The following is a 26,941-nucleotide window of genomic DNA, read 5'->3' as shown; positions in this document are numbered from 1 at the left end:
AACATGAAGGTCGCCATTCTCAGCTGCGGTTCGGTCGCGAGCCGGGTCGCCCGCAGCGCCGCCGCGTTCGACGGCGTCGGCGACCTGGTGGTCGCCGACCTCGACGCCGGCCGCGCGAAGGCGCTCGGCGAGGCCATCGGCGCCCGGCACGCACGCTTCGACGCGACCGACCCGGAGAGCATCGCCGCGGTCGTCGCGGACGCCGACGTGGTCTTCAACGGCGTGGGCCCGTTCTACCGCTTCGCTTTGCCGATCGTCGGCGCCGCCATCGACGCCGGAGCGCACTACATCGACATCTGCGACGAGTTCGACGTCGCCGAGGCTCTGGTGACCGACCCCGCGTACGACGAGCGGGCGAAGGCCGCGGGCGTCGCCGTCCTCACCGGTTGCGGCGTCGCGCCCGGCGCCACCAACCTCATGGCGCGCTGGGCGTGCGACGGGCTCGACCGCGCGGACGCCGTCCACGTGGTCATGGGCCTCCCGTTCGTCGCGAACCTCGGGCCGACCATCCTGGAGCACATGTTCCACTCGCTCAGCGGCGAGATCACCCAGTTCCTCGACGGCGAGTACCGCAAGGTGCCCGCCTGGAGCGATCCAAAGACGTTCGAGCTGCTCGCCCCGTACGGCCGCCGCGAGTTCGGCTACTTCGGACACGCCGAACCGATCACGCTGCCCCGGTTCATCCCCGGCCTCAAGGAGGCCACCAGCCGGTTCACCTGGTGGCAGAGCGAAGGCAACGAGATCTACCGGCGGCTTGCCGGACTCGGCCTGATGAGCTCCGAACGCGGTGACCTCCCCATGTCGCCGCAGTCCTTCCTCGCCCGCCACTTCTGCACACCGGAAGGCGGGCGCGCCGTCCAGATCGACGTCTCCGACGCCCCGATCGGCTCGGTCTTCCACATCCGCGCCGAAGGCGAGAAGGACGGCGCCGCCGCGTCCGTGGTCATCGAGACGCACCACGACATGGCGAACCGGGTTCTGGAGGACGGCGCCGACATGACCGCGATTCCCGCCGCGGCCTTCCTGCGGCGGCTCGTCGACGGCGAGATCGACCGCACCGGCGTCCTCGCGCCCGAAGCGTGCGTGGACCCGCAGCCGTTCCTGCACGAGGTGATGCCGCGGCTCGGCCTCGCCCTGCATCACACCACCGCCCAGACCCGCCGCGTGTTCTGAGCCCGGGGCCCGAGAGCCCCGATCCGTGCTCCGGCGCCCCCTAACGAAAGGCATTCCCGTGCAGCAACCCACCGGATTCGACGTCGCCGTGGTCGGTGCCGGCCCCATCGGCGCCGCCACCGCCCGGCACCTCGCCGACCAAGGCGCACACGTCCTGATCGTGGGCCCCGCGGAGCCCCCGGACTACGCCGGCCACGACGGCGTGTGGTCCGGCCACTACGACCAGGGCAGGCTCGGGCACATCCTCGAAGTCCCGCTCGTCGCCTCGCTGCTCGCCGCCCGCTCGATACGGCGGTTCGGCGAACTCACGGAACGCACGGGTGTGGAGTTCACCCATCCGGTCCACTCGCTCGCCGTCATGCCCGCCGCCCTCGACGGCCGCGAGCCGTCCGAGTGGTTCGACCTCGGCAGGCTGAAGCGGAACGCCGAGGACGTCGGGCACCCCGTCGAACACCTCTCCGCGGCCCGGCTCCGGGACCGGTACCCGGGCCTGACCTTCGAGCCGGGACACGAATGCGTGGTGCAGCGGGACGCCCTGATCGTCAACCCGCGCGGCCTGACCGCCGCCGAACTCACCGCCGCCACGGCCGCCGGCGCCACCCTCGTCCGCGACGAGATCACCGCGATCACGGCCGAGGGACCCGGCCGGAGGCTGACCGCCCGGTCCGGCTCGTCGTGGACCGCGAACACGGTGGTCGTCGCCACGGGAGCGTCGACCAACGCGGGCGGCCTGCTGCCCCGCAGGCTCGCCATGGACACCTTCGGCGCCACCGTCGTCCTGGTCGAGGTCCCCGACCCGGCGGCGGTCGAGCTGCCCGCGATCATGTACTTCAAGCAGCGCGGCCAGAAGCTCCTCTATGGCGGCATCGTCATGTCGCCACTGCGCTACCCCGACGGCCGCTGGTACATCAAGTGCTCTGGCGACAGCCTGCTCGGCAACCCCCTCACCACACGCGACGAGATCTCCGCGTGGGTCCGCACCGGCGGCTCCACCGACGACATCGCACCGACGCTCACCCTCCTGCGGGAACTGCTCCCCGCGGAAACGGCCGCGGCGTTCGGCCAGGCCCGGGTGAGGCCATGCCTGGTCTCCAGCAACCACACCGGCCACCCGTACATCGACCACGCCGACGAGAACCTCATCGTCGTCGTCGAAGGCGAACGCGGTGTCATGGCCGCCGACGAACTCGGCCGCCTCACCGCGTCCCTGGCCTCGACCGGCCGCTGGAGCGACGGCATCCCGCACCAGCTCTTCCAGGCGGAATGGCTGTAGGCCGCCCGGTCGAGGCCGGCCGGCCCCCCGGCGGGGAGGTCCCGGGCGAGGACCGTGCGGTCGTCGGTGAACTCGCCCGGGGCCTTCGCGGCCGGTCCTGAAGGGTCAGGACACCGCCTCCTCGACCTGCTTGCGGAGGACCTTGCCGGTCGCGTTGCGGGGGAGCGGGTCGGCGGTGATGTGCCAGCGGGTCGGGACCTTGAAGTAGGCGAGCCGCTCGCGGGCGAAGGCCGCCAGGTCCTCCGGCGAAGGCGGCGGGCCGTTGGCGACCACGACCGCCGCGACCTCCTGGCCGAGGTCCGGGTGCGGGGCGCCGATGACGATGCACTCCCGGACCCCGGTGTATTCGGCGAGGACGTTCTCGATCTCGGCCGGGTAGACGTTCTCGCCGCCGCGGATGATGAGGTCGGAGCGGCGGGTGGTGAGGCGGAGCCGGCCCTGCTCGATCACGCCGATGTCGCCGGTGTGCATCCAGCGGTCCTCGTCGAAGGCCCGCGCCGTCGCCTCGGGATCGCGCCAGTAGCCGATCATGTTGTAGGCGCTGCGGACGCAGACCTCGCCCTCCACGCCCTCCGGAACCGGCCTGTTGCCGGCGTCCCGGATCTCCAGCTGGACGCCGATCGTGGGACGGCCGAGCGTCCCGGGCGCCTCGGCGAGATCGGCGGGGGTGGCGGTGGAGATGGCGGTGCACGACTCGGTCAGCCCGTAGCTGTCGACGAGGCCGCCCTTCGCGGGCGGGAACGCCGTCTGGAGCCGCGCCTTGAACGCGGGCGAGGACGGCGCCGTGGCCAGCGAGAACGCGGTGAGCGATGACAGGTCGTACTTCGACAGGTCGCCGTGCTCGACCATGCGGTGCGCCATGGTGGGGACGGCGCCCCAGTTCGTGACGCGTTCCCTCTCGACCAGGCCGAGCACCCTGTCCACGTCGAAGCCGCCCTCGTGGAGGATCACGGCGGTGCCGGTGGCGAGCCGCGGGACGGCGAGGTTGTGCAGGCACGCGATGTGGAACAGCGGCAGCGCGAGCAGGTAGCGGCGCGTCGACGGGTCCATGCCGAACGCGGCCATCATGGCGTCGTTGAACCGGTGGTACTCGATCACCGAGGTGAGGTTCCGGTGCGAGTGGACGGCGCCCTTGGGCCGTCCCGACGTGCCGCTCGTGTACAGGATGACCGCGGGGTCGTCCTCGGCGACCTCCGGTATCTCGAAGCGGGCGTCCGGGTAGCGGGCCATCAGGGACGGGACGTCCTTCTCGATCGTCAGCACGTCCTCGGAGATCAGCGCGGCCCGCTTCTCGTCGGCGATGACGACCTTCGGGTCGGTGTGCCCGAGCGCGTACTCGATCTCGCGCGGCGCCCACCAGGCGTTGTAGCCGACCGCGATGCCGCCGACGGCGATCGTCGCCCAGAACGACACGATCCACTCGGGGCTGTTGGCGGCGTTGATCGCGATGCGGTCGCCGGGGCGCACGCCCAGATCGTCCCGTAGCGCCTTGGCCATGGACGCGACCGCGGCGGCGTGCTCGGCGAAGCTCATCCGGCGGGACGCGGTGACGAGGTAGTCCCGGTCGCCGTAGGACACCGAGCGGGTGAGCACCTCGCCGAGGCTGCGGGCGCGGCCCGCGAACATGGGCAGCCGCGCGCCGAGCACGTCCTCCTCCCTCAGTTCGAACTCGCCGCCGGGACCGGTCAGCTTCCGAATCGTCTCCATCGGACCCCTCCTCCTCGCCGGACGGCTCATTGTCGGCCGCCGCATCCCCGGCTTCACCAGGGCATTCCGCTCAGCGGGACCGTCACGGAGCGTCCCGTGACGAACGCGTTCCCGCTGAGCGGGACTGAACCTTTTACGTGCGCCGCGTCACATCACGATGACCGCACCAGGACTGAGCAGACCGGACCGGCCGGGCATGACCCGGCGGACCGGGCTGGGCGCGCAAGCAGGACTGAGTAGGAGTACCCATGGAGAGTCTCAGCGACAAGGTCGCCATCGTCACCGGAGCGGGCCAGGGCGTCGGGCAGGGCATCGCGCTCGCGCTGGCGTCCGAGGGCGCCGCGATCGCCGTCCTCGGCCGGACGGCCGCCAAACTGGACGCGACCTGCGCGCTGATCCGCGAGCGGGGCGCGAAGGCGGAGCCGTTCGTGTGCGACATCGCCGGCACCGAGGCGATCCCCGGTGTCGTCGAGCGGATCGCCGAGACCTTCGGCGGGATCGACATCCTCGTCAACAACGCCTACTCCGGCTCCTACGGCCCGCTGCTGGAGATGAGCGACGCGAAGTTCCAGAAGGGGTTCGTCACCGGCCCGTTCGCGGCGTTCGCGTTCATGAAGGCGTGCCACCCGCACATGAAGGCGCGCGGCGGAGGCAGCATCATCAACCTCGTCACGTCCGCCATGGTCCGCTGGGACCCGGCCACGTACGGCGCCTACGCCGCCGCCAAGCAGGCCCTTCGCTCGCTGACCCGGACGGCCGCGGCCGAATGGGGCCCGGACGGCATCCGCGCCAACAACATCGCCCCCCACGCGCTCTCACCGGGCCTGAAGTGGTGGGCGGAGAACAACCCCGAGGCGGCCGAGGAGTTCCGCAAGACGATCCCGCTCGGCTACATCGGCGACTGCGAAACCGACATCGGCCGGGCCGTGGTGGCGCTCGTCCAGCCGGCCATGCGCTACCTCACCGGCGCGACGATCCCGCTGGACGGCGGCCAGGCCAACTTCGGCTGACCCCGTCCCACCTCACCTCTTCACCACACCCCGTCACCGCCTCCCGTCACCGCCTCCCGTCACCACCACCGGCCGGCGTCACCAGAGGACCGCCGGTGCTGGACCGTACCCACAACCCCGTCCCCCGCCTGCTTGAAACAGCACCGCTGTGCGGTGAAAGGAGTACGACCGATGAAGGTCGACAAGATCGGGCGCCTCGCGGCAGGCGCCCTGGCGGTCGCACTCGTGACCGCGTCCTGTTCCAGCGAGCGTTCGGGCACGGACGGCACGTCCGGCGGGAACGGCTCGGGCGGCCAGGCCGGGGCGAGCAAGTCGTTCGGGACGCTGCCGTCCCCGTGCGGCCCCGGCGACGCCAAGGGCAAGACCGACCAGGGCGTCACCGATGACCAGATCAGCATCGGGTTCGGCGACGACCGCGGCTTCACCGCCGCGCCCGGCCTGTCCAAGGAGATGGGCGACGCCGTCGCCGCGATGATCGACTGGTGCAACAAGCAGGGCGGCATCAACGGGCGCAAGATCAAGGGCAACCAGTACGACGCCGCCTACATGCAGTCCGCGAAGGTGATGCAGGAGTCCTGCAAGCAGGACTTCATGCTCGTCGGGCAGGGCTTCGCGATGGACGAGGCCGCCGAGCAGTACCGGGTCGGCTGCAAGCTGCCGACGGTCGCCGGGTTCACGGTCGGCCCGAACGCCACGATGGGCCCGATGAAGTACGAGGCCGTCCCGTACCCGGTGGACCTGATGAACATCGGCGGTCTGCGCATCGCGGAGAAGCTGTTCCCCGACTTCAAGGACAAGACGGACATCCTGCTGTCCACCTCCCCGGCGGTCAGCACCGGCACCAGCAAGATCGAGAGCGCCCTGCGGGGGATGGGCGTCAAGCCGCTGAAGTGCGGCGTCCGGCTGAACGACAAGGGCGAGAGCAGCTACATGCCGTTCGCCGAGAAGATCAAGAAGTGCGGGGCGGGCTACCTGTGGTCGTCCGACTCGCCCGACCCGGGCCAGTTCAGCCTGCTGGAGTCGATCGAGCGGGTCGGCGCGAAGCCGAAGTACGTGTTCGAGTCGACCTGGTACAGCCGGCAGGTCGCGCAGTGGAACACCGCGGGCGCCGGTGACAACCTCCATGTGAGCATGTTCTTCCAGCCGCTGGAGAACGCCGGCAAGATCCCCGCGGTCAAGCAGTACATGGACCTCGTCAACGCGAGGAAGGGCAAGGTCGCGATGCTCGGCATGCAGGCGACCTCCGCGTTCTTGCTGTGGGCGCAGTCCGCGCAGAAGTGCGGCTCGGACCTGACCCGGCAGTGCGTCATCAACGAGCTGTCGAAGGTGCACGAGTGGACGGGCGGCGGCCTGCACACGCCGACCGACCCGGGCGCCAACAAGCCGGGCTCCTGCTCGCTGATGGTGAAGCTCAACAAGACCAAGTACGAGCAGGTCTACCCGAAGAACGTCGGTGAGTTCGACTGCAGCGACGAGTACCTGGTCAAGACCGACCCGAAGAGCTGGGGGACGAAGCTGAACGACGACCGCATCGCGACGAAGTTCCTGACCGGCGACGTCATCAAGCCCCAGTCCTCCTGATCCGACCGCCGGAGGCGGCGACCACATGACGGCGACCACATGACGGCGACCACATGACGGCGACCACATGACGGCGACCACATGACGGTGAACACATGACGACGTTCCTGACCTACACCACCCTGGGCCTGGTCCTGGGATCGGTGTACTTCATCGCGGCCTCGGGGCTCGTACTGACGTACAACACCTCGGGCATCTTCAACTTCGCCCATGGTGCGCAGGCGATGTTCGGCACGTTCCTGTACTGGCACCTCACCGAACGGTGGGGCTGGCCGGTCTGGCCGGCGCTGATCGTCGTGGTCGGGCTCGTCGGTCCCGCGATGGGTGCGGCGCTGCACACCGCCATCATGCGGGGGCTGCGCGGCACCGCCGACGTCACGAAGATCATCGTGACGGTGGCGGTGCTGCTCGGCACCGTGTACCTGGCGCAGTGGATCTGGAACCCGGACGAGGCCCACACCGTGGACATGTTCTTCGGTGCGGGCGCGAAGATCACCGTGGCGGGCGTCGTGGTCCGGTACCACGAGATCGTCTGCCTGGTCGCCGCCGTGGCGATCGCCGTCGGGCTGCGGGTGCTGTTCACCCGCAGCCGGACGGGCGTGGTGATGCGCGGCTCGGTCGACGACCCCGACCTGCTGCGCCTGAGCGGCCACGACCCCGAGCGCGCCGCGATGCTGTCATGGGCGCTCGGCTCGACGCTCGCCGTCCTCGCCGGGGTGCTGATCGTGCCCATCAGCGGCGGCGGGCTGGACGCGAACGCGCTGACCCTGCTGGTGATCGACGCGTTCGCGGCGGCGATGTTCGGCCGGCTGCGCAGCATCCCCCGCACGTTCGCCGGGGCGATGGTCCTCGGCCTCGCCGCCAACTACGTGCTCGCCTACCTGCCGTCGGCGGGCACGTTCACCGGCAACCTGCGCGTCTCGCTGCCGATGATCGTGCTGTTCGTGGTGCTGGTGGTGCTGCCGCAGGACCGGCTGCGCGGGGCCGCGATCCGGACCCGCGAGCGGTACCGGGTGCCGACCGTCCGCTCGGCGGCGGTGTGGGGCGCGGTGCTGATCGCGGTGGTGTACCTGTACAGCCTGCTGCTGTCGGACGGCGCCGTCACCACGTTCGCGCTCGGCATGACGTTCGCGATCATCGCGCTGTCGCTGACCGTGCTGACCGGCTACGCGGGCGAGCTGAACCTCGCGCCGCTGGCGTTCGGCGCGGTCGCGACCGTGGTCGCGTTCCACGTCGGCGTGGCGGGCACCGGCCTCGCGTCCTACATGAGCATCCAGGGCGTGCTGCTGGGGGTGGCCGCGGCGGCGCTGATCGGCGGGCTGGTCGCGCTGCCGGCGCTGCGGCTGCGCGGCCTCTACCTGGCCCTCGCCACGATGGCGTTCGGCGAGTTCCTGTCGAACATGGTGCTGCGCGACACCACCGAGCACGAGCTGTTCGGGATGAAGTTCACCCTCTTCCCCGGCGGGTCGCTGGTCGTCCCGCCGCTCAGGATCGGCCCGCTCAACCTGCGGGACGGGACGACGTCCCTGATGACCGCGACCGTGCTCTTCGTGCTGATCGCGGTGGGGCTGGCCGCCCTGCGCGGCAGCGGATACGGGCGGCGGCTCGCGGCGATGAAGGACAGCCCGGCCGCGGCGGCGATGCTCGGGCAGAACCTCGTCCGGCTGAAGCTGAGCGTCTTCATGATCTCCGCGGCGATCGCGGGACTCGGCGGCGTGCTGATGTCGGCGGCGACCGGCACCGTCGCCCAGGAGAACTTCTCGTTCGTCGGCAGCCTGTCCCTGCTGATGCTGGTCGTGGTGGCGGGCACCGGCTACATCAGCGGTGCCCTGTTCGGCGGCCTGATGGCGGGCGTCGGCGCGACCGTCCTGGTGGCGACGTTCAACGACCTCGCGCTGGAGAACGCGGGCATGGCCACCGTCTACACCACGCTCGGTCACCTCATCGTGGTCAGCACGGCGCTGCTCGGGATGGGCGTCGGCAAGAACCCGAGCGGTTTCGTGCACGACCTCATCGAGGGCTACCGGGCGGTCCGCGGCGCCGGACCCGTCCTGTACGGGGCGGGGGCGCTCGGCGCGGTGCTGTACGTCCTCGCGCTGACCGGCGTGATCGGGACCTGGACGTTCGCGCTCGCCGCCCTGTCGGTGATCATGCTCCTCCCCGTCTTCGGGCGCATGTACCTGGAGGAGCGGGGCGGGGACGGGGAGCGGCGCGCCCGTCCGGCGCCGCTGGAACTGATCGGCGTGGACGAGCCCTACACCGACGAACTGCGCGCACGGCTCGACCGCGAACTCGGCCTGCCGGCCCTTGAGAAGGGAGGGGTGGCCCGTGCCTGAAAGCGACCCCCTGCTCGAAACGCGGGGCATCACCGTCCGGTTCGGTGGCAACACCGCCGTGAACGATGTCGGCCTCGCCATGACCGAAGGGCAGATCACCGGGCTGATCGGCCCTAACGGCGCCGGCAAGACGACGATGTTCAACACCATCACCGGCTTGCAGAAGCCCGCGTCCGGCCAAGTGATGCTGGACGGAGCCGACATCACCAAGTTGTCCCCGGCCAAGCGCGCGCGCCGCGGCATGGCGCGGACGTTCCAGCGGATGGAGCTGTTCCTGTCGCTCTCAGTCCGCGACAACGTCCGCGTCGCGGGCGACATCCTGCGCAGCTCGACCCGCAAGCGCTTCGACCTGGACGAGGAGACCGACAAGATCCTCGAACGGACCGGGCTCACCGACATCGCCGGCCGCGATGTGTCCGACATCCCCATCGGACGGGCCCGCGTCGTGGAGGTGGCGCGTGCGCTTATGACCTCACCGCGCGTCCTGCTGCTGGACGAGCCCGCGTCCGGCCAGACCGAACGCGAGACAGAGGCGTTCGCGGAGATGCTCGCGGGCCTCGCCGGCGAGGGTCTCGCGATCTGCCTTGTCGAGCACGATCTGCCGCTCGTCATGAAGCTGTGCTCCACCATCCACGTGCTCGACTACGGCGCGCTCATAGCGTCCGGCACGCCGGCGGAGATCAAGGATTCCCCGGAGGTCATCGCCGCCTACATCGGCACAGAGGAGGCGTCACATGAGTGAGGTGATTCCGGAGCCGCGCACGGCGGGCGACGACACCGCCGGGCGGGGCACCGCGCAGGACGCCGTGCCGCTGCTCGAACTGGTGGACGTCCGCGCGGGCTATGGCGCCATCGAGGTCCTGCACGGCGTGAACCTGGCGTTGAAACCGGGTTCGCTGCTGGCGCTGCTCGGCCCGAACGGCGGCGGGAAGTCCACCACGATGCGCGTCTGCGCGGGCCTGCATCCGCCGACCGGCGGGGAACTGCGGTTCGCGGGACGCAAGGTGAACGGCATCTCGGCGCAGGACGCGGCCCGCCTCGGCGTGTGCTCCATCCCCGAGGGCCGCGGGATCTTCCCCAACCTGACGGTGCGGGAGAACCTGTGGGCCGCCACCGGAACCGGCGCCCGGCTGGAGGACCTGGAGGAGAAGGCGTACGCCCGCTTCCCGATCCTCGGCGAGCGCCGCCACCAGCTCGCCGGATCGATGTCCGGCGGCGAGCAGCAGATGCTCGCGCTGTCCCGCGCGCTCGGCACCGATCCGGCGGTGCTGCTGCTCGACGAACTGTCCATGGGCCTCGCGCCCATGATCGTCTCCCGGATGTACGAGACGGTCGCCGAGCTGGTCGAGGGCGGACTGTCGGTGCTGGTCGCCGAGCAGTTCGCCCGCGCCATCCTGCCGATCGCCGACACCGCCGCGCTGATGCTGCACGGGCGCGTGGTGGCGGCCGGCCCGCCCGGCGAGATCGAAGACCGGCTGTCCAGCGACTACCTGGGAGGTTGACCCCGCATGCTCACCGAGGAACGACGCCGGCGGTTCAAGGACGACGTGGCGAACCAGAAGCTCAAGACCGACCAGTCCCGCCACGACGGGATGCTCCGCATCGCCGGGATCGTCGCGATGGTCGCCGGTGTCGCCGGCGTCTTCATCGCCTACAACGTCTCGCTCACGAAGGACGACATGCGGGACGTGGGCTCGCTGCAGACGCTCGCCGTCGGGTTCCTGGCGGTGACCGTCCTCGGCGCGGCCCTGTACCTCGCCGCGGCCGTCACCCGCGTCCTGCGGCTGTGGCTGCTGCGCCAGCTCGTCGAGCAGCAGGCGCAGGCCGACCAGATCGCCGCCGCGCTGCGCGACAGGGGATAGCCACGGCGGTCGACGCTCCCGGTCAGCGGGATGTCCGGAGTGCCCGGACATCCCGCTGATTAACGTCTAGTCCGGATGGAGGACTCTGAATGAACGACCCGAAGCCCGACGTGCTCGCACCGGCGAAGCTGGGGCCCGTCACGCTGCGCAACCGCGTCATCAAGGCGGCGACGTACGAGGGGCTGACCAAGGACGGCCAGGTCACCGATGCGCTGATCGACTTCCATGTCCGGCACGCGCGCGGCGGCGTCGGGATGACGACCGTGGCGTACTGCGCGGTCGCGCCGGAGGGGCGCACCGACCGCAGGCAGATCCACTGGCGGGACGAGGCGCTGCCCGGCCTGCGCAAGCTGACCGACGCCGTGCACGCCGAAGGAGCGGCCGCCCAGGCGCAGATCGGGCACGCCGGTCCGGTCGCCAACCCCAAGAGCAACAAGCTGCCCGCGCTCGCGCCCAGCCGCCACTTCCACCTGACCACGCAGACCGTCGCGAAGGCCGCCACGCACGCGGACCTGGCGCGCGTCGTCGAGGCGCACGGCCGGGCGGGCCGGATGGCGATCGAGGCCGGGTTCGACTCCGTCGAGATCCACATGGGGCACAACTACCTGACGAGCTCGTTCCTCAGCCCGAAGGTCAACCACCGCAAGGACGAGTACGGCGGGTCGCTGGAGAACCGCGCCCGGCTGGCGCGCGACATCGGCCGCGCCGTCCGCGACGCCGTCGGCGACCGCATCGCGATCACCGCGAAGCTGAACATGGACGACGGCGTGCCCGGCGGCTTCTGGCTGGACGAGGCCGTCCAGGTCGCGCGGTGGCTGGAGGCCGACGGCTCGGTCGACGCCCTCCAGATGACCGCCGGCAGCTCCCTGCTCAACCCCATGTACCTGTTCAAGGGCGAAGCCCCGCTGCACGAGTTCGCCTCCGTCATGAAGCAGCCGACCAAGCTCGGGATCAAGCTCGTCGGCAGGCACTTCCTGAAGTCCTACCCCTACGAGGACCTCTACCTGCTCAAGGACGCCCGGCAGATCCGCGCCGCGGTGAAGCTGCCGATGATCCTGCTCGGCGGCGTCACCGACAGGGCCGGCATGGACACCGCCATGGCGGAGGGCTTCCAGTTCGTCGCGATGGCCCGCGCCCTGCTGCGCGAACCCGACCTCATCAACCGGATCAAGGACGAGCCGGACACCAGGTCGCTGTGCATCCACTGCAACAAGTGCATGACCGCGATCTACGGCGGCACCCACTGCGTCCTGTCCACCGAACCGGCCTGGGGAAGCGCGAGTGCGTGACGAGACGATCGCGGCGCTGCTGCTGGCCAGGCTGGGCGACGGCCGTCCCGGGCTGCGCAGCCGCGAGCGGACGTGGACGTGGGACGAGGTCGTCCGGGAGAGCGCGGCCCGCGGGGCACTGGCCCGCGAGCTGCGCAGGGACGGCCCGTTCCACATCGGCGTGCTGCTGGAGAACGTCCCCGAGTACGTCCTGTGGCTGGGCGCGGCGGCGCTGAGCGGCGCCACGATCGTCGGCATCAACTCGACCCGGACCGGCGCCTACCTGGAGCAGGAGGTCCGCCACACCGACCTCCAGCTCCTCGTCACCGACCGGGCCGGGCTGAAGCTCCTGGACGGGCTCGACATCGGCGTCCCGCGCGACCGTTTCCTCCTCATCGACGATGACGGCTATCCGGCGCTCGTCGCGTCCCACGCCTGCGAGCCCGCGGCCGGCGAGCCGGTCACCCCCGAGACGCAGATGCTGCTGCTGTTCACGTCCGGGACGACGGGCGCGTCCAAGGCGGCGCGCTGCTCGCAGGGCAGGCTCGCCGAGCTCGGCCGCAACAACAGCGCCAAGTACGACATCAAACGCGACGACGTCTGCTACTGCTCGATGCCGCTGTTCCACGGCAACGCGCTCATGGCGCTGTGGGCGCCGTCGCTCGCGGCCGGCGCGACCGTCGTGCTGGCGCCCAGGTTCTCCGCCTCCGGGTTCCTGCCGGACGTCCGGTTCTACGGCGCGACGTTCTTCAACTACGTCGGCAAGGCGATCGGCTACATCCTCGCCACGCCGCAGCGCCCGGACGACGGCGACAACACGCTCACGCACGGGTTCGGCACGGAGGCGTCCCCCGAGGACAAGGCCGAGTTCCTGCGCCGCTTCGGTGCGACGCTCATGGAGGGCTACGGCTCCAGCGAGAGCGCCGGCATGATCAAGCGGGCGGCGGACGCGCCGCCGACCGCGTTCGGGCGCCCCGCCCACGACGGCGTCCGGATCGTCAACCCCGAGACGCTGGAGACCTGCGCGCCCGCGATCCTGGACGAGCACGGCCGCGTCACCAACGCCGAGGCCGCCGTCGGCGAGATCGTCGACGTGCACGGCGCCGCCAGGTTCGAGGGCTACTACAACAACCCCGAGGCGGACGCCGAGCGGGTGCGGCACGGCTGGTACTGGACGGGCGACCTCGGCTACATCGACCAGGCCGGGTTCCTGTACTTCGGCGGGCGGTCCGGCGACTGGATCCGGGTCGACTCGGAGAACATCTCCGCGCTGCTCACCCAGAACGTCGTCCGCCGCCACCCGAAGATCGTGGACGCGGTCGCGTTCGGCGTCCCCGACCCGCGCTCCGGCGACCAGGTGATGGCCGCGATCGAGATCCCGCCCGGCGTCGCGTTCGAGGACCTGGACTTCGCGGCGTTCCTCGCCGTCCAGGACGACCTCGGCACCAAGGGCGCGCCGCGGTTCGTGCGGGTCTCGCACGCGCTGCCGACGACCGGCTCGGGCAAGCTGAAGAAGAAGGAACTGCAGCTCGACGGCTGGCGCACCACCGATCCCGTGTTCCGGTGGGCCGGGCGCGCGGTCAAAGGGGCGGGGGCGCCCGAATACGTCCTGATGACCGAGGCGGACAAGGCGGCGCTGCGCGCGGAGTTCATCGCCGCCGGCCGCCGCCGTTTCCTCCCGTGAGTTTTCTCCCGTGAGTTCACGAAAGGGCAGGTATGGATCTGCGTGAGTCCGACGCGCACCGCGAGCTGCGCGCGGAACTGAGGGCGTACTTCGCGGGCCTGCTGCCCGAGGACGTGCGGCGCCGGGCCGGCGAGCAGGGCGTGGGCGGCGACCAGTTCCGCGAGATCGTCAAGATGCTCGGCAACGACGGCTGGCTCGGCTACGGCTGGCCGGAGGAGTACGGCGGGCAGGGCAGGTCGGTCGCCGAGCAGTACGTGTTCTTCGACGAGGTGCAGCGGGCCGGGCTGCCGTTCCCGTTCGTCACCGTCAACACGGTCGGCCCGACGCTGATGCGGTTCGGGACGGACGAGCAGAAGAAGAAGTACCTTCCCGGCATCCTGTCCGGCGACGTCGTCTTCGCGATCGGCTACACCGAGCCCGACGCCGGCACCGACCTCGCCTCGCTGCGGACCAAGGCCGTCCGGGACGGCGACCACTTCGTCATCGACGGCAGCAAGGTCTTCACCAGCGGAGCCAACACCGCCGACCACATCTGGCTCGCGGCCCGCACGAACCCGGACGCGCCGAAGCACAAGGGCATCTCGATCCTGATCGTCCCGACGGACGCGGAGGGGTTCTCCTGGAGCCCGATCCCGACGGTCGGCGGGATGGTCGTCACGGCGACGTACTACAACGGCGTCCGGGTGCCCGCGTCGTCGGTCGTCGGGGACGTCGACGGCGGCTGGAACCTGATCACCACGCAGCTCAACCACGAGCGCATCGGGCTCGCCGCGCTCGGCGGCCGGATGATCCGGCTGTGGGAGGACGTCCGGGACTGGGCCCGCGAGAACGGCGCGCTCGACCTGCCCTGGGTGCGCGCCGACCTCGCCCGCACGCACGCCAGGCTTGAGGCGATGCGGCTGATGAACTGGAAGATGACCATGGCGGTCGAGGCCGGGACGCTGACGGGCGCGCAGGCCGGGGCCGCCAAGGCGTACGGGACGGAGACGCACATCTACGTCCAGCGGACGCTGACCGGCATCCTCGGGGCGGCCGGGCGGATCCGGCCCGAATCGCCGGGCGCGGTGCTGCACGGGCAGATCGAGCAACTGTCCCGGCAGGGCATCGTCAACACGTTCGGCGGCGGCGTCAACGAGGTGCTGCGCGACATGGTCGCCGTCCAGGGGCTGGGTCTGCCGAGGTCGAGGCGGTCATGAGCGATCACGGTTCCGGTGGGCACTTCGATGCGCGCTCCGGTGCGCGCTCCGGTGAGTACGAGGACAGGCTCCAGGCGTGGGTCGGGCGGGAACTGCTGACCCGGCGCTTCGGGCAGGACCCGGTGAACGTCCCCATGATCCGGCACTGGGTCGAGGCCATGGCGGACGACAACCCGATCTACCTGGACGAGTCGGCCGCCCGGGAGGCCGGGCGGGACGGCGTCGTCGCGCCCGCGTCGATGGCGCAGGCATGGACGATGCGCGGATACGCGGCGTCCGTCCGCCCGGACGGGGAGCCGACCGGGATGGACGAGCTGACCGGACTGCTCGCCGAGGGCGGGTACACCTCCGTCGTCGCCACCGACTCGGAGTTCGAGTTCGAGCGCGAGCTGGTGCCGGGCGACCGCGTCAGCGTCGAGGAGGTCGTCGAGGCGATCTCCCCGGAGAAGAAGACCGGGCTCGGCGCGGGACGCTTCATCACCACCGTCCGGACCTACCGGGACGCGGCGGGCGAGGTCGTCGCGACGCAGCGGTGGCGGCTGCTGCGCTTCCGTCCCGCCGAGAAGCCCGCCCAGGAGCCCGCTGGGAAGCCCGCCGGGAAGCCGGAGGGCGAGGAGGCGGAGGCGAGGCCGCTGCGGCCCCGGCCCGCGATCAATCACGACAACGCGTTCTGGTTCGAGGCCGCGCGCGAGCACCGGCTCGTCATCCAGCGCTGCGCCGACTGCAAGTCGCTGCGGCACCCGCCCGGCCCCTGCTGCCCGCAGTGCGGCTCGTTCGCATGGGACACCGTCGAGGCGAAGGGCGAAGGCCACGTCTACAGCTACGTCGTCGCGCACCACCCCCGCCACCCGGCGTTCGGCTACCCGCTGGTCATCGCGGTGGTCGAGCTGACCGAGGGCACCCGGCTGATCACGAACCTGACCGGGGTCGAGCCCGCGGACGTGGAGATCGGCATGGCCGTCGTCCTCGACTGGATCGACCCGGACCCCGACCTGTCCCTGCCGGCGTTCCGTCCGGCCGACGCTGACGCTAAGGAGCGCTGATGGACTTCACCCTCGGCGAGGAACTGGAGGCCGTCCGGGACCTGGCCCGGCAGATCTTCACCGACCGGGCCACCCAGGCGCGGATCAAGGCCGCGGAGGAGTCCGAGCGGGGCTTCGACGAGAGCCTGTGGGCGGAACTGGGCGAAACGGGCCTGCTCGGTGTCGCGCCGCCCGAATCCGCCGGCGGGGCCGGGCTCGGGATCGCCGGGCTGGCCGTCCTGCTGGAGGAGCAGGGGCGCACCGTCGCACCCGTCCCGATCTGGCCGGCCGTCGTCGCGGCCCTGGCGCTCGCCTCGCACGGGCCGGCGGTGCGGCAGGAGGTCCTGCCCTCCGTTCTGGACGGGACCGCGCGGCTGACGGTCGCGCTGGAGGAGTTCGGGCCGTCCGATCCGGCGGCGCCGCGGTGCGCGGCCGTCCGCGACGGCGACGGGTGGCTGCTGACCGGGACGAAGGCCGTCGTGCCCACGCCGTTCGGGACGAGTCACGTGCTCGTCTCGGCGTCGTCCCCGCAGGGGCCCGGCCTGTTCCTGGTCGAGACGTCCGCCGGGTCCTGGGAGCGCGCCGAGACCACCGGCCGGGACGTCGCCGGGCACCTCACCCTCGACGGCGCGCCGGCGCAGGCACTCGGCCCCGGTGCGCTGGAATCGGTGCTGCGGGCGGTCCGCGTCTCGCTGGCCGCGCTCCAGGTCGGCGTGGCCGACGGCGCGCTGCGCATGGCCGCCGACTACCTGGCCGGACGCGAGCAGTTCGGCCGTCCGCTCGCCACCTTCCAGGCCGCGCAGCACCAGCTCGCCGACTGCTACATCGAGATCGACGCGCTGCGCGTCTGCCTCTGGCACGCGGTCTCCCTGATCGCCGCCGGGGAGGACGCCGAGACCGCCGTCCTGGTCGCCAAATGGTGGGCGGACGAGGGCGGGCTGAACGTCGTCCACCGCGTCCAGCACCTGCACGGCGGCATCGGCGTGGACGTCGACTACCCGGTGCACCGCCACTTCCTGTGGGGCAAGCAGATCTCCGGGACGCTCGGCGGCGCGTCGTTCGACCTCGACCTGCTGGGGGCCGCCCTGTGAACCGGCGGTACGAGGACGTGGCGGTGGGGGAGGAGCTCCCCGAGCTGAGCATCCCGCTGACCCGCACGATGATCGTCGCGACCGCGATCGCGAGCCGCGACTACCAGGACGTCCACCACGACCCGTCGCTCGCGGTCGAACGCGGCTCCAAGGACGTCTTCATGAACATCCTGACGACCAACGGCCTCGTCGACCGGTACGTGACGAGCTGGGCCGGGCCCGCCGCCGTCGTGAAGGCCATCAAGATCCGGCTCGGCGCGCCCAACTACCCGGGCGACACGATGGTCCTGACCGGCACCGTCACCGGCAAGCGGTCCGGCGGCCGGGTCGAGATCGCCGTGCGCGGCGTGAACCGGATCGGGCCGCACGTCACCGGCGCGGTCGTGGTCCAACTGCCCGCCGAACGAGCACAGGGGAGCGCGGCATGAGCGTCCTGCAACTGCGAGGGAGCGCGGCATGAGCGTCCTGCCGGGGGCGGCGGCGATCGCCGGGATCGGCGCCACCGAGTTCTCCAAGGAGTCCGGCCGCAGCGAACTGCGGCTCGCCTGCGAGGCGGTGCTCGCCGCCATCACCGACGCCGGTCTCCAGCCGTCCGACGTGGACGGGATGGTGACGTTCACCGCCGACACCAGCTCCGAAATCCACATCGCGCGGAACCTCGGCATCGGCGAGCTGAAGTTCTTCTCCCGCATCGGGCACGGCGGCGGCGCGGCCTGCGGCACCGTCCAGCAGGCCGCGATGGCCGTCGCGACCGGCGTCGCCGACGTCGTCGTCTGCTACCGCGCGTTCAACGAGCGGTCCGGGACCCGGTACGGCCTCGGCCAGGCGGACCGGCCCGTCGACGTCAGTGCGGACCGCGCCGCCTACTCGTGGATGACCCCGTTCGGGCTGTCGACCCCCGCCCAGTGGGTCGCCATGTTCGCCCGCCGCTACATGCACGAATACGGCGCGACGAGCGAGGACTTCGGCCGCATCGCCGTCATCGACCGGGCGCACGCCGCGAAGAACCCCGCCGCGTGGTTCTACGGGCGTCCGATCACGCTGGAGGACCATCAGGCGTCCCGCTGGATCGCCGAGCCGCTCCGGCTGCTGGACTGCTGCCAGGAGAGCGACGGCGGGCAGGCGCTCGTCGTCGTCTCCGCCGACCGGGCCCGCGACCTGCCGCATCCTCCGGCGCTGATCTGGGGGGCGGCGCAGGGGTCCGGCAACGACCAGCACATGATGACGAGCTACTACCGCTCCGAAATCACCGGCATCCCCGAGATGGGGCTGGTGGGACGGCAGCTCTACGCGCAGTCACGCCTGACGCCGGGCGACGTCCAGGCCGCCATCCTCTACGACCACTTCACGCCTCTGGTGCTGCCGCAGCTCGAAGAGCTGGGCTTCTGCCCGAAGGGTGAAGGCAAGGATTTCGTCGCGGACGGCAACCTCGAACTGGGCGGGCGGCTCCCGTTCAACACCCACGGCGGGCAACTCGGCGAGGCGTACATCCACGGGATGAACGGCATCGCGGAGGGCGTCCGCCTGATCCGCGGCACCTCGGTGAACCAGCCGGGTGACGTCCACAACGTGCTGGTCACCGCCGGGACGGGCGTCCCCACCAGCGGCCTGATCCTGGGAGCGGACGCGTGAGCGGGCGGAGCGAGCCGGTGGGCGGCCCCTCCATGGGGAGCACGGGGGAATGGCGCGGCCGAGAGCTCGGCACCAAGACCGTCACCTACGACGAGACGCGTCCCATCCTCTACGCGCTCGCGGTGGGCGCGGACGCCTCCGACCTGGACCTGGTCTTCGAGGAGCGCCTTCGCGTCCTTCCCACGTTCGCGTTGACCCTCGCCCAGTGGGCCCCGGACGCTCTCGGCTCGGCCGGCGCGTTCGACATCCGGACGGCCGTCCACGGAACTCAGCGTCTCCGCGTCCTGAAACCCCTCCCGCGCTCAGGCTCGGTGGAGATGAAGGCCCGGGTGGCCGAAGTCTGGGACAAGGGCTCGGCGGCGGTCTTCGACGTGGCGGTGGAAAGCGAATACTTCGAAGCGACCTGGTCGCTGTTCGCCCCCGGCCGCGGTGGTTTCGGCGGTGACCGGGGCCCCTCCGCCCGTCGGCGTCCCGAAACGTCCCCGACCGGCTCACTGGCCGTCCGGACGGCCCCCAATCAGGCGGCTCTTTACCGCCTTCTGGGCGATCGCCATCACCTGCACATAGACCCGGAGGCGGCGAAGACGGCCGGAATGCCGCGCCCCATCATGCACGGCCTGTGCACCCTGGCGGCGATGACCCTCCCCTTGGCGTCGTCTCTGGGTGCGCACCCAGCGGACTTGACCGAACTGGAAGGACGCTTCGCCGCCCCTGTGTTCCCTGGTGATGCCTTGCAGATCGACACCTGGAAAGACGCCGAGGCGACCCTTTTCGAAGCGGCGGTGGACGGAAAGACGGTCATCTCCGCGGGCCGGGTCCGCTTCGCCTGACCGGCAGGCCGAGGGTTTCGCCTGGTCGGCAGGCCGAGGCTGTTTCGCCTGGCCGGCAGGCTGAGGGTTCGTCTGACCGGCAGAACCGGTCTCGCGTCTGCTGATGGGCGCGAGACCGGTGCGCGCTTTTTCCTCTGCCGCGCCGCCGGCGATATCCGCCGCATCACCGGCAATGACGTCGCAGGTCGCGGGGGATGAGGGGCGGGACGTACGGCAGCATCCGACCAACGGCGGGTCCCTATCTGGGCAAAGCGTGATATTTATCCATGTTTGCCGTAAATGTCACCGTCGCAGTGTCGCCGTTTCCGGTCCCCCCTCGGGGCGCCCCCCGCCCTGGCCGGAACGGTCGCGGAAGGGCTCCCCCCGATGCGACGTCTGTTGCGGTTCCTGCTCCCGGCCGTCTTGAGCGCGGCGCTGATCGCCGTCCTGGACGTGCCGGCGTCCGCCACCCCGCCCAACATCCCGTCCGCCGCCACGGCCGCGAGCCGCCTGGCCGAACTCACCGTCGCCGCCGAATCGCACGCCAGCACCTACGATCGGACACTGTTCCCGCACTGGATCACCATCTCCGGGACGTGCAACACCCGGGAGACCGTGCTCAAACGGGACGGCACGAACGTCGTCACCGACTCCTCCTGCTACCCGACGTCCGGCCGCTGGTACTCGCCCTACGACGGCGCCACCTGGACCGCCGCGTCCGACCTGGACATCGACCACATGGTGCCGCTCGCCGAGGCGTGGGCGTCCGGGGCCTGGGCCTGGACGACGTCCCGCCGCCAGGCGTACGCCAACGACCTCGGCGGCCCCGAACTGTGGGCCGTCACCGACAACGTCAACCAGGCCAAGAGCGACAAGGACCCCGCGGAGTGGCAGCCGCCGCGCAGCGCGTTCCGCTGCACCTACGCCCGCGCGTGGGTCCAGGTGAAGTGGTACTACGGCCTCACCGTCGACAGCGCCGAGAAGAGCGCCCTCACCTCGATGCTCGGCACCTGCTGACATCGCCGCGCCGCACCGTCCGGTGAGGCGACCACCGGGCGGCCGACCGGCCATCCGGTGGTCGTCGCGTCTACGAGGCCGGATGCCTCTGCCGGGGCTGGCGGCGGCCGAGCCGGGCGTCCCCCGATCCGGTGCCCGTTCACCGCCGTCGCCTTGATCTCGTGTCGCGGCTCGCTTACCGGGGTGTAGATCGCATGTGTGATTTTCGCTTGTCTGGCCATGCAATATTGGATCAATTTCTTCTGGCTGGACGGCTCCGTTGTCGTAGGTGCGCAAGGTGGTGGTCATGAGACGGTGTTGTCTTTTGGGGTGGCGATACGGTCGGATTGATGGAGAGCTTTCTTTTTGGTTTCGTCTGGGGCTGTGGGCCTGATCGTGCAAGGCATATTCGTTGTCGTGCGGTGGGGGCGGCGCTGCGTACGGGGCCGCCCCTCCAAAGTCAAGGGCGCCTTCGGCGTCGCTTCGCGATGGGACTTCGTCCCACCCTTGACTTTGGAGCCTCTGCGGCCCCTGGGTGCAGCTTTTCGTCGGGCAGGCTCCGCCTGCCCCCTGCCCGACGCGCCGCCCCCACCGCCAGCCAAGAACCGTTGAATGACCGGTGTCATTGCGCCTCTCGTTAACGACCTGATGTCCCGATCGCCGGGGTGGTCGTTACTCGTCTGCTGTCGAGTCCGTGGTTATCGAAGTGGTGACCGGTGTCCGAATTTTCTTATTTGCCGTTTTGTTGGATGTCGTCAAATTTTGGTGTGTCTTTGTGGTGACAAAATTCAAGCCTTATTTGGAATGCGGGGGTGGGGGTGGGTGGATAAAATGGGGGTATGGAAGCGGTTGCGATCGACCTGGCGAAGGCGTCCACCATGGAATTGGTGAACGCCGCGTCGGCGATTGCGGCCGAGCTCGCTCGCCGCACTCCGCCGGAATCTCCGGCGGCCTGCATGGAACTCGCCGAGACCCTCGCCGCCGCCGGTGACATGCAAGAGGCCGCCCTTGCCGGATTCGTCGGTGTCGTTGACGCCGGCCGGGAAGTGCAACGGTGGGGTTATCCCTCCACCCGCAGCTGGCTGCGCTCCCGGCTTGGGATGCGCGAGGCCCGCGCCAAGGAGCGGCTGACGTTGGCACGGCAACGGCACCGTCTTGCGGAGGTGTCGGACCGCTGGGCCACCGGTGACCTGTCCTTCGGGTACGCCGCGACCATCGCCGATGCGATCGCCCGGCTGGACGACACCGACTGCCGGGCGGCCGAGGACATTCTGCTGGGCATGGTGGAGCAGGGTTTCTCGGCCGGAAAGGTCGCCACGTTCGGTAAACGCATCCGTGATGTGATTGCCGAGCGCGACGGCACCGAAGCCGTTCCCGATGCCGACACCCGGCGCGGGTACGAGCGTTCCTGGATCGACTCCACCCGCTCGCTGGACGGTGGCCGCTACATCAAGGGGTGGCTGAACGCCGAAGACGCCGCCGTCTGGGACGGGACGCTCGGGCCGCTGGCCAAACCCGCCGGGGCCGACGACCACCGCGACCTGTCCGAGCGGACGGCGGCGGCGCTGACGAGTGTCCTGTCGGGCGGGCACAAGGCCACCAAGGTCACCGTCATCTGCGACCTGGAGACGTTGACCGGCGGAGATGCCCCGGCCAGGCTGACCGACGGCACCCCCATTCCCGCCGAGCAGGCCCGCCGCATCGCCCTCAACGCCGGAGTCTCACCCCTCCTCCTCGGTCCGGGCAACGTCCCGCTGTACCTCGGATACCGGGTCCGCTTCGCGAGCGGTGCCCAACGCCAAGTCCTCGAAACCCTCTACCCGACGTGTGCCGTGCAGGGGTGCGAGGTTCCGGGAACGCTGTGCGAGGTCGACCATGTGGACGGCTGGGTCCTCGGCTGCCCCACCGACATCGACCGGCTCGCCCTGTGCTGCGGATGGCACAACAGGTTCAAGCACGCTCGGCCCGACCGGCTTCACATAGCCAAAGACGCGAACGGCCGCTACACCTACCGCGTCCCCGCGCCCCGAGAAAGAACGATCGCCGCAGGCGGACGTCCGCCGCCTTGGCTCCAGGCCGCGTGACCGGCGGGGGCCGTCCTATGAGCGGGTGACGATGGTCGTGCCGTCGCTGATGTGCAGGACCGCGTCAGCCCCGTCGAGGATCGCCTGGTCGAGAGGGAAGTATCCCTGCTCCGGGGTGGTGTCGGTGCGCGTGCGTGCGGAAGTGACCATGGTGGGCGTCGTCAGGCCCCAGGTGGTGATGTGGCGCTGCAGATGGCCCTCATAGGTGTCCGGTTCGGGCTCTTGAAGGCCGATGGGTTCGCTGCGGCCCAGGCTGCCGGCGATGAAGATGTACTGATCGCCCAGCAGGGACCCCGCGATGTCGCCGGCGCCGAACCAGGTGAGGTCCATGTCCGCCATGCGCATGTTGGACGGGGTTCGCTGCAGGTGGGCGTTGTGGGCGAAGAGCAGGGTCGGGCCCCGCCGGGCCTCGATGTCTCGGATGTCCAGGAGGTTCTGGACCATGAGCGCATCCCGGGTGGCGGCCAGGCGGGACACCCGCGCGCTCTGCTCCAGGCGCTGTGCCGACTGCTTGTGATACCGCAGCAGGCCGAGACCCGCGGTGAGGTGTGTCTTGGCCCTGAACCACTCGGCGCGTGATGTTGCTGCGATCAGTTCCGGCGTGCGCGCGTAGAGCGTGACGAGCATGTCGTCGGCGATCGATCGCAGCCTCTCGGCCTCGGGGGTGGCGCCGGGTGACATGGCCGGGTCCAAGATCGCCTCCGAGCGGCTCCACCGTTCGTCGTCGCCGACGAGGCTCGTGAGGTCGAGGTCGAGTTTCAGGTAGTCGCGGGCGTGTTCGAGGTAGGGCCGCGGGCTGGGAGCGCTGAGGGTCTCCATCGGGGCGTCGAAGCCGTGGAAGGCCAGTCGTTCTTCTGCGGGCCGGCCTTCGTTGTAGTCGCGCATCCAGGCGATCAGCCGCCTGTTGGCGTCCAGGTCGCCGAAGCCGTGGGAGAAGCCTTGGCTCATCGCCGTGTCGAGGCTTCCGGCTCCCTCCTGGACGAAGTCGTTCGCGGTGAGCGCGGCCACGCGATCGGTTTCGAGGGCGATCGACCGGAAGCCGTGGTCGACCAGTTGGGCGAACAGTTCGTTGCGGGCCCACCCGAAGGCCGGGGCCCGGTGCGTCGGCTCGCCGAGCGCCAGGAGGGCGCATGACGGGGTGACGAAGTCGCGGATGTGGTGAATCATGAGTCTCAATCGTATCTCTGAAAGGTCGATTGAGACTTTGGCTGTTCTGGGTGGAGTTTATTGCTGTAAAGTCTCAAACGGGTGATTACCTTGCGGCCAACCGACCTCGCGCGCGAGCACGGCATCTCGACCCAGGCGGTCCGTAACTACGAGCGGGACGGGTTCATCCCGCCCGCTGAGCGCACACGCAGCGGTTACCGGATCTACACCGAGGTTCATGCGGCGGCCCTCCGCGCCTACCTCTCGCTCGTCCCGGCGTACGGGCACGCGGCCGGAGGGCAGATCATGAACGCACTTCACGAGGACGGCCTCGACGCCGCCCTGTCGGTCATCGACCGTGGTCACGGGCAGTTGCTCCGGGACCGGGAGACCCTCAATGCGGTGAGGCAGGCGGTGGACCACCTGACGGCGGAGCCCGGCGCCGCTCCGGAGCAGCCGGCGGACTCCGCTGCCCGGACCATCGGCGAACTCGCACACCGGCTCCGTGTCACCCCGGCGACCTTGCGCAACTGGGAGGAGGCCGGCATCCTCGCCCCCGCGCGGGACCCGGCCACCGGGTACCGCGTCTTCCGCGCGAGCGACATCCGCGACGCCGAGCTCGCCCACCTGCTCCGGCGCGGAGGTTACCTGCTCGGCTACATAGCCACCGTGGTCCAGCAGATCCGGACGGCCGGCGGCACCGACGCGCTGTCCGGTGCCCTGGACGAGTGGCAGCGAAAGCTGACCGCGCGAGGTCTCGCCATGCTCAACGCGGCCACACAGCTCAGCGACTATCTGAGCTTGCTCGACCGTGCCGTGCCCCAGCAGGGCGCGGGCCACCGGTCACGGCCGTCCGCTAAGTGATGGCCGTGAAACCTTTCGCCCCCCGCTCGCCTCGCCGGTAGGGGCGCGGGAGTCCGCACTGCGGGAGCCTATGAGATGCGCGCGTGGTCCCCGGCAGTGCGGGCCGCACCCGGGCGGGCGGTCAGGCGGTGGGCCAGCAGGTGGGCGCCGGCGACACCGGCCACGGCGAGTGCCAGGCCCCGCGTGACGTCCCGTGGCCGGGTGGGGCGGAGGATGCCCCGGCGCCGCAACTGCGCGCGTGCCCACACCGTGTAGGGGATGACCACCAGCGCCGACGTGACCGAGCCGGGGGTGTACCGCCGCAGTGCGGCGGCCTGCCCGAGATGCACCAGCCCGTGCAGCCCGAATCCGGTGAGCGCGGCCTGGTACATGGCCGATCGACCGCCCGTGCGCTGCCCGTCGGCCGCCGCGCCTGCGACGAGCGTTCCCATGACGGCGACGGCCATGGCGAACTCGCGTTCGTCGACGGACTCCATCCAGCGCCACACGCCGGCGGGCGCCTGCGGGAAGCGCTCGCGCAGTTCCGGTAGCCGCGCCCGGATCCAGCGCGGCCCGACCGCGACCTCCTCCGCGTCGTGCACCATCCACGCGATCAGCAGCCCGATTCCGGCGTCTCGCATCATGCCGTCGAGTCTGGCAGAAACGATCACGCGGGGCCGGGTCAGGGCTTGCGGGCCACGCCGCAGAAGGCGTCGACTTCGGGGGGCTCTTCGAAGGGGCTCGGCTCGGGGCGCCAGCGTGACACCGAGACCACGCCGGGGTCGAGGAGTTCCAGGCCGTCGAAGAAGCGGGCGATGCGTTCCGGGGTGCGCAGTTCGTAGTCGTAGCCGGACTCGTCCCGGACGCGGTCGGCCTCCTCGGCGGCGTCCGGCCGGACCGTCCTGGTGCCGTCCTCCAGGACGAGGTAGCTGCCCGGCGCGAGGGCGTCCAGGTGGCGGTGCAGGATCGCGAGCGCCTCCTCGTCGTCGCGGATCGTGCCGAGGACGCCGAGGAGCATCAGCGCGACCGGCTCACCGAAGTCGAGGGTCGCGGCGGCGGCCCGCAGGATGCTCTCGGGGTCACGGGCGTCGGCGTCGATGTAGTCGCAGGCGCCCTCCGGCGTGCTGGTCAGCAGCGCGCGGGCGTGCGTCAGGACGAGGGGGTCGTTGTCGACGTACACGATCCGGCAGTCGGGCGCGACCCGCTGCGCGACCTCGTGGGTGTTGTCGTGCGTGGGCAGCCCGGTCCCGATGTCGAGGAACTGCCTGATCCCGGCCTCCCCGGTGAGGTGCCGGACGGCCCGTCCGAGGAAGACGCGGGAGTACCGCGGCACCGCGTCGAACCCCGGATACGCCTGGAGGAGCTGCTCGGCGAACGCCCGGTCCACGTCGTAATGGTCCTTGCCCCCGACGAAGTAGTTCCAGACCCGGGCCTGGTGGGGCACGGTCGTATCGATCTTGGGCGGCGCCTTCTCGTCCATGGACTGCTCCCGTGCGTGTTGATCACTGCCGTGTTCAGTCTTGCCGGGGCGCAGGGTACCTGTCCCGCTTTCCGGGATGCCGGTCCCGGACGCGTCCCCACGGTTTGGCCACGGAGAGGACGGTCGCGAGGGTCAGTGCCGTGAGCGACACGGCGGGCGGGTAGAAGAGCTTCGAGATGAACTCCGGTTCGGGTGCGCCGGGGGTCAGGGTCCGGCCGTAGTCGCCGACCTGGTCCATGCCCGGACGCAGGAGCAGCAGGATGAGCGCGCACAGGACGAGGTTGAGCACGAGCTTGATCGCGACCCACCAGTGGCGCAGCAGCCCCCAGCGTGTGCCGAGGCCCAGGATCAGCCCGGTGACCAGGCAGATGAGACCGGACGTCAGCATCGGCCACACGACGAACGTCGCCAGTGCCCGGTAGGCGAGGCCGCGCACATCGGCGGTGGCGCCGAAGTGTCCGGTCAGGACGAGGACCGCCACCATGACGTCGATCCCGATCCACGCTCCGGCGGACACGAGGTGCACGATCAGTGTCGTCTTCCGCCATCTCCTGCCGAGCCGGAACCGGGCGTCCGGCCGGGCCCGGGTTCCCGCGCGGTCCTTCACGTCTGCCGCCGCCATCTGCGCGGTCCCTCCCGTGCTCGGGACGGCTCGGGTCGTGCCGTCCTTGACCACGACCGACGATGGCGGCTGTGCGCGGCGCGCGTCGTCCCCTGCGCGGCGGCATCGCGTGTACGCCGCGTGGCG

At 70.7% G+C, this 26,941-nt stretch carries 24 protein-coding genes; 19 read left to right on the top strand and 5 right to left on the bottom strand.

Annotated elements, in window-relative coordinates; translation table 11 throughout:
* Window positions 1–3: 3 nt before the first annotated feature.
* Together ACQP1N_RS26250 and ACQP1N_RS26245 are read left to right on the top strand one after the other, a co-directional pair.
* The gene (locus ACQP1N_RS26250) at window positions 4–1,173 is read left to right on the top strand and encodes a saccharopine dehydrogenase family protein (RefSeq protein ID WP_433227309.1); all 1,170 of its coding nucleotides are present in this window, start codon (window positions 4–6) and stop codon (window positions 1,171–1,173) included.
* A 58-nt stretch (window positions 1,174–1,231) separates the two neighbouring features.
* Window positions 1,232–2,446, top strand: coding sequence for an NAD(P)/FAD-dependent oxidoreductase (locus ACQP1N_RS26245; RefSeq protein WP_067797996.1), 1,215 nt, complete (start codon window positions 1,232–1,234; stop codon window positions 2,444–2,446).
* Between the two features lie 105 nt (window positions 2,447–2,551).
* On the opposite strand, the gene ACQP1N_RS26240 is transcribed toward ACQP1N_RS26245, so the two are convergent.
* Window positions 2,552–4,153: a class I adenylate-forming enzyme family protein gene (locus ACQP1N_RS26240; protein WP_433227306.1), complete on the bottom strand. Its 1,602-nt coding sequence runs from the start codon at window positions 4,151–4,153 to the stop codon at window positions 2,552–2,554.
* A gap of 248 nt (window positions 4,154–4,401) precedes the next feature.
* Here ACQP1N_RS26240 and ACQP1N_RS26235 point away from each other — a divergent pair, with 248 nt between their 5' ends.
* The 16 genes from ACQP1N_RS26235 (at window position 4,402) to ACQP1N_RS26160 (ending at window position 22,724) form a co-directional block, all read left to right on the top strand.
* Window positions 4,402–5,163 (top strand): SDR family NAD(P)-dependent oxidoreductase, encoded by a 762-nt coding sequence (locus tag ACQP1N_RS26235; protein ID WP_067797990.1) that lies wholly within the window; start codon window positions 4,402–4,404, stop codon window positions 5,161–5,163.
* A 171-nt stretch (window positions 5,164–5,334) separates the two neighbouring features.
* Entirely contained in the window at window positions 5,335–6,744 is a 1,410-nt protein-coding gene (locus ACQP1N_RS26230) for an ABC transporter substrate-binding protein (RefSeq protein ID WP_067797987.1), read from the top strand.
* A gap of 95 nt (window positions 6,745–6,839) precedes the next feature.
* The gene (locus tag ACQP1N_RS26225) at window positions 6,840–9,080 is read left to right on the top strand and encodes an ABC transporter permease subunit (RefSeq protein ID WP_433227304.1); all 2,241 of its coding nucleotides are present in this window, start codon (window positions 6,840–6,842) and stop codon (window positions 9,078–9,080) included.
* Window positions 9,073–9,822, top strand: coding sequence for an ABC transporter ATP-binding protein (locus ACQP1N_RS26220; RefSeq protein ID WP_433227302.1), 750 nt, complete (start codon window positions 9,073–9,075; stop codon window positions 9,820–9,822). The genes ACQP1N_RS26225 and ACQP1N_RS26220 overlap by 8 nt, the downstream gene beginning before the upstream one ends.
* On the top strand, window positions 9,815–10,582 hold the full coding sequence (locus ACQP1N_RS26215; protein ID WP_433227300.1) for an ABC transporter ATP-binding protein: 768 nt from the start codon (window positions 9,815–9,817) through the stop codon (window positions 10,580–10,582). The genes ACQP1N_RS26220 and ACQP1N_RS26215 overlap by 8 nt, the downstream gene beginning before the upstream one ends.
* Window positions 10,583–10,588: 6 nt before the next feature.
* Window positions 10,589–10,942, top strand: a complete 354-nt coding sequence (locus ACQP1N_RS26210) for a hypothetical protein (protein WP_433227298.1) — start codon at window positions 10,589–10,591, stop codon at window positions 10,940–10,942.
* Between the two features lie 89 nt (window positions 10,943–11,031).
* Window positions 11,032–12,231, top strand: a complete 1,200-nt coding sequence (locus tag ACQP1N_RS26205; RefSeq protein ID WP_067806199.1) for an NADH:flavin oxidoreductase — start codon at window positions 11,032–11,034, stop codon at window positions 12,229–12,231.
* Window positions 12,224–13,894: an AMP-binding protein gene (locus ACQP1N_RS26200; protein ID WP_433227295.1), complete on the top strand. Its 1,671-nt coding sequence runs from the start codon at window positions 12,224–12,226 to the stop codon at window positions 13,892–13,894. Before ACQP1N_RS26205 ends, ACQP1N_RS26200 begins: the two co-directional genes overlap by 8 nt.
* Before the next feature lie 32 nt (window positions 13,895–13,926).
* The gene (locus ACQP1N_RS26195; RefSeq protein ID WP_067806195.1) at window positions 13,927–15,090 is read left to right on the top strand and encodes an acyl-CoA dehydrogenase family protein; all 1,164 of its coding nucleotides are present in this window, start codon (window positions 13,927–13,929) and stop codon (window positions 15,088–15,090) included.
* Window positions 15,087–16,133 carry a bifunctional MaoC family dehydratase N-terminal/OB-fold nucleic acid binding domain-containing protein gene (locus tag ACQP1N_RS26190; protein WP_433227293.1) on the top strand — a complete coding sequence of 349 codons (1,047 nt, stop codon included), beginning with the start codon at window positions 15,087–15,089 and terminating at the stop codon, window positions 16,131–16,133. The genes ACQP1N_RS26195 and ACQP1N_RS26190 overlap by 4 nt, the downstream gene beginning before the upstream one ends.
* Complete coding sequence (locus tag ACQP1N_RS26185) at window positions 16,133–17,203, top strand: acyl-CoA dehydrogenase family protein (RefSeq protein WP_433227291.1); 1,071 nt, start codon at window positions 16,133–16,135, stop codon at window positions 17,201–17,203. The genes ACQP1N_RS26190 and ACQP1N_RS26185 overlap by 1 nt, the downstream gene beginning before the upstream one ends.
* Window positions 17,200–17,631 carry a MaoC family dehydratase gene (locus ACQP1N_RS26180; protein WP_433227289.1) on the top strand — a complete coding sequence of 144 codons (432 nt, stop codon included), beginning with the start codon at window positions 17,200–17,202 and terminating at the stop codon, window positions 17,629–17,631. Before ACQP1N_RS26185 ends, ACQP1N_RS26180 begins: the two co-directional genes overlap by 4 nt.
* 28 nt (window positions 17,632–17,659) lie before the next feature.
* A complete protein-coding gene (locus tag ACQP1N_RS26175) occupies window positions 17,660–18,835 on the top strand; it encodes a lipid-transfer protein (RefSeq protein ID WP_067806183.1) in 1,176 nt (391 codons plus the stop codon).
* Window positions 18,832–19,665, top strand: coding sequence for a MaoC/PaaZ C-terminal domain-containing protein (locus ACQP1N_RS26170; protein WP_433227286.1), 834 nt, complete (start codon window positions 18,832–18,834; stop codon window positions 19,663–19,665). Before ACQP1N_RS26175 ends, ACQP1N_RS26170 begins: the two co-directional genes overlap by 4 nt.
* A gap of 366 nt (window positions 19,666–20,031) precedes the next feature.
* Window positions 20,032–20,661: an HNH endonuclease family protein gene (locus tag ACQP1N_RS26165; protein ID WP_433227284.1), complete on the top strand. Its 630-nt coding sequence runs from the start codon at window positions 20,032–20,034 to the stop codon at window positions 20,659–20,661.
* An 818-nt stretch (window positions 20,662–21,479) separates the two neighbouring features.
* A complete protein-coding gene (locus tag ACQP1N_RS26160; protein ID WP_433227282.1) occupies window positions 21,480–22,724 on the top strand; it encodes a DUF222 domain-containing protein in 1,245 nt (414 codons plus the stop codon).
* A 15-nt stretch (window positions 22,725–22,739) separates the two neighbouring features.
* On the opposite strand, the gene ACQP1N_RS26155 is transcribed toward ACQP1N_RS26160, so the two are convergent.
* The gene (locus ACQP1N_RS26155; protein ID WP_433227280.1) at window positions 22,740–23,891 is read right to left on the bottom strand and encodes an erythromycin esterase family protein; all 1,152 of its coding nucleotides are present in this window, start codon (window positions 23,889–23,891) and stop codon (window positions 22,740–22,742) included.
* Window positions 23,892–23,972: 81 nt separating this feature from the next.
* Between ACQP1N_RS26155 and ACQP1N_RS26150 the strand changes: the two genes are divergently transcribed.
* Entirely contained in the window at window positions 23,973–24,734 is a 762-nt protein-coding gene (locus ACQP1N_RS26150; RefSeq protein ID WP_433227278.1) for a TioE family transcriptional regulator, read from the top strand.
* 68 nt (window positions 24,735–24,802) lie between these two features.
* Here the strand turns inward: ACQP1N_RS26150 and ACQP1N_RS26145 are convergent, their stop codons facing one another.
* The 3 genes from ACQP1N_RS26145 to ACQP1N_RS26135 are packed head-to-tail and all read right to left on the bottom strand — an operon-like array spanning window position 24,803 to window position 26,815.
* On the bottom strand, window positions 24,803–25,357 hold the full coding sequence (locus ACQP1N_RS26145; protein ID WP_433227276.1) for an HXXEE domain-containing protein: 555 nt from the start codon (window positions 25,355–25,357) through the stop codon (window positions 24,803–24,805).
* Between the two features lie 38 nt (window positions 25,358–25,395).
* Window positions 25,396–26,193 carry an SAM-dependent methyltransferase gene (locus ACQP1N_RS26140; RefSeq protein ID WP_067805617.1) on the bottom strand — a complete coding sequence of 266 codons (798 nt, stop codon included), beginning with the start codon at window positions 26,191–26,193 and terminating at the stop codon, window positions 25,396–25,398.
* A gap of 34 nt (window positions 26,194–26,227) precedes the next feature.
* On the bottom strand, window positions 26,228–26,815 hold the full coding sequence (locus ACQP1N_RS26135; protein WP_084263407.1) for a hypothetical protein: 588 nt from the start codon (window positions 26,813–26,815) through the stop codon (window positions 26,228–26,230).
* Window positions 26,816–26,941 lie beyond the last annotated feature (126 nt).

The sequence above is a fragment of the Actinomadura formosensis genome (genome assembly GCF_050948385.1).
In the GTDB taxonomy this organism is placed as follows: domain Bacteria; phylum Actinomycetota; class Actinomycetes; order Streptosporangiales; family Streptosporangiaceae; genus Spirillospora; species Spirillospora formosensis.
This window is presented reverse-complemented; position numbering and strand designations above follow the sequence as displayed.

Excerpts from the sequence above, each read along its gene's own strand:
- ACQP1N_RS26205 (WP_067806199.1), top strand. The coding sequence starts at position 11,032 with ATGAACGACCCGAAGCCCGACGTGCTCGCACCGGCGAAGCTGGGGCCC.
- ACQP1N_RS26135 (WP_084263407.1), bottom strand. The coding sequence starts at position 26,815 with ATGGCGGCGGCAGACGTGAAGGACCGCGCGGGAACCCGGGCCCGGCCG.
- ACQP1N_RS26160 (WP_433227282.1), top strand. The coding sequence starts at position 21,480 with ATGGAAGCGGTTGCGATCGACCTGGCGAAGGCGTCCACCATGGAATTG.
- ACQP1N_RS26140 (WP_067805617.1), bottom strand. The coding sequence starts at position 26,193 with ATGGACGAGAAGGCGCCGCCCAAGATCGATACGACCGTGCCCCACCAG.
- ACQP1N_RS26240 (WP_433227306.1), bottom strand. The coding sequence starts at position 4,153 with ATGGAGACGATTCGGAAGCTGACCGGTCCCGGCGGCGAGTTCGAACTG.
- ACQP1N_RS26195 (WP_067806195.1), top strand. The coding sequence starts at position 13,927 with ATGGATCTGCGTGAGTCCGACGCGCACCGCGAGCTGCGCGCGGAACTG.
- ACQP1N_RS26235 (WP_067797990.1), top strand. The coding sequence starts at position 4,402 with ATGGAGAGTCTCAGCGACAAGGTCGCCATCGTCACCGGAGCGGGCCAG.
- ACQP1N_RS26155 (WP_433227280.1), bottom strand. The coding sequence starts at position 23,891 with ATGATTCACCACATCCGCGACTTCGTCACCCCGTCATGCGCCCTCCTG.
- ACQP1N_RS26210 (WP_433227298.1), top strand. The coding sequence starts at position 10,589 with ATGCTCACCGAGGAACGACGCCGGCGGTTCAAGGACGACGTGGCGAAC.
- ACQP1N_RS26190 (WP_433227293.1), top strand. The coding sequence starts at position 15,087 with ATGAGCGATCACGGTTCCGGTGGGCACTTCGATGCGCGCTCCGGTGCG.
- ACQP1N_RS26215 (WP_433227300.1), top strand. The coding sequence starts at position 9,815 with ATGAGTGAGGTGATTCCGGAGCCGCGCACGGCGGGCGACGACACCGCC.
- ACQP1N_RS26145 (WP_433227276.1), bottom strand. The coding sequence starts at position 25,357 with ATGATGCGAGACGCCGGAATCGGGCTGCTGATCGCGTGGATGGTGCAC.
- ACQP1N_RS26185 (WP_433227291.1), top strand. The coding sequence starts at position 16,133 with ATGGACTTCACCCTCGGCGAGGAACTGGAGGCCGTCCGGGACCTGGCC.
- ACQP1N_RS26250 (WP_433227309.1), top strand. The coding sequence starts at position 4 with ATGAAGGTCGCCATTCTCAGCTGCGGTTCGGTCGCGAGCCGGGTCGCC.
- ACQP1N_RS26225 (WP_433227304.1), top strand. The coding sequence starts at position 6,840 with ATGACGACGTTCCTGACCTACACCACCCTGGGCCTGGTCCTGGGATCG.
- ACQP1N_RS26175 (WP_067806183.1), top strand. The coding sequence starts at position 17,660 with ATGAGCGTCCTGCCGGGGGCGGCGGCGATCGCCGGGATCGGCGCCACC.
- ACQP1N_RS26165 (WP_433227284.1), top strand. The coding sequence starts at position 20,032 with ATGCGACGTCTGTTGCGGTTCCTGCTCCCGGCCGTCTTGAGCGCGGCG.
- ACQP1N_RS26230 (WP_067797987.1), top strand. The coding sequence starts at position 5,335 with ATGAAGGTCGACAAGATCGGGCGCCTCGCGGCAGGCGCCCTGGCGGTC.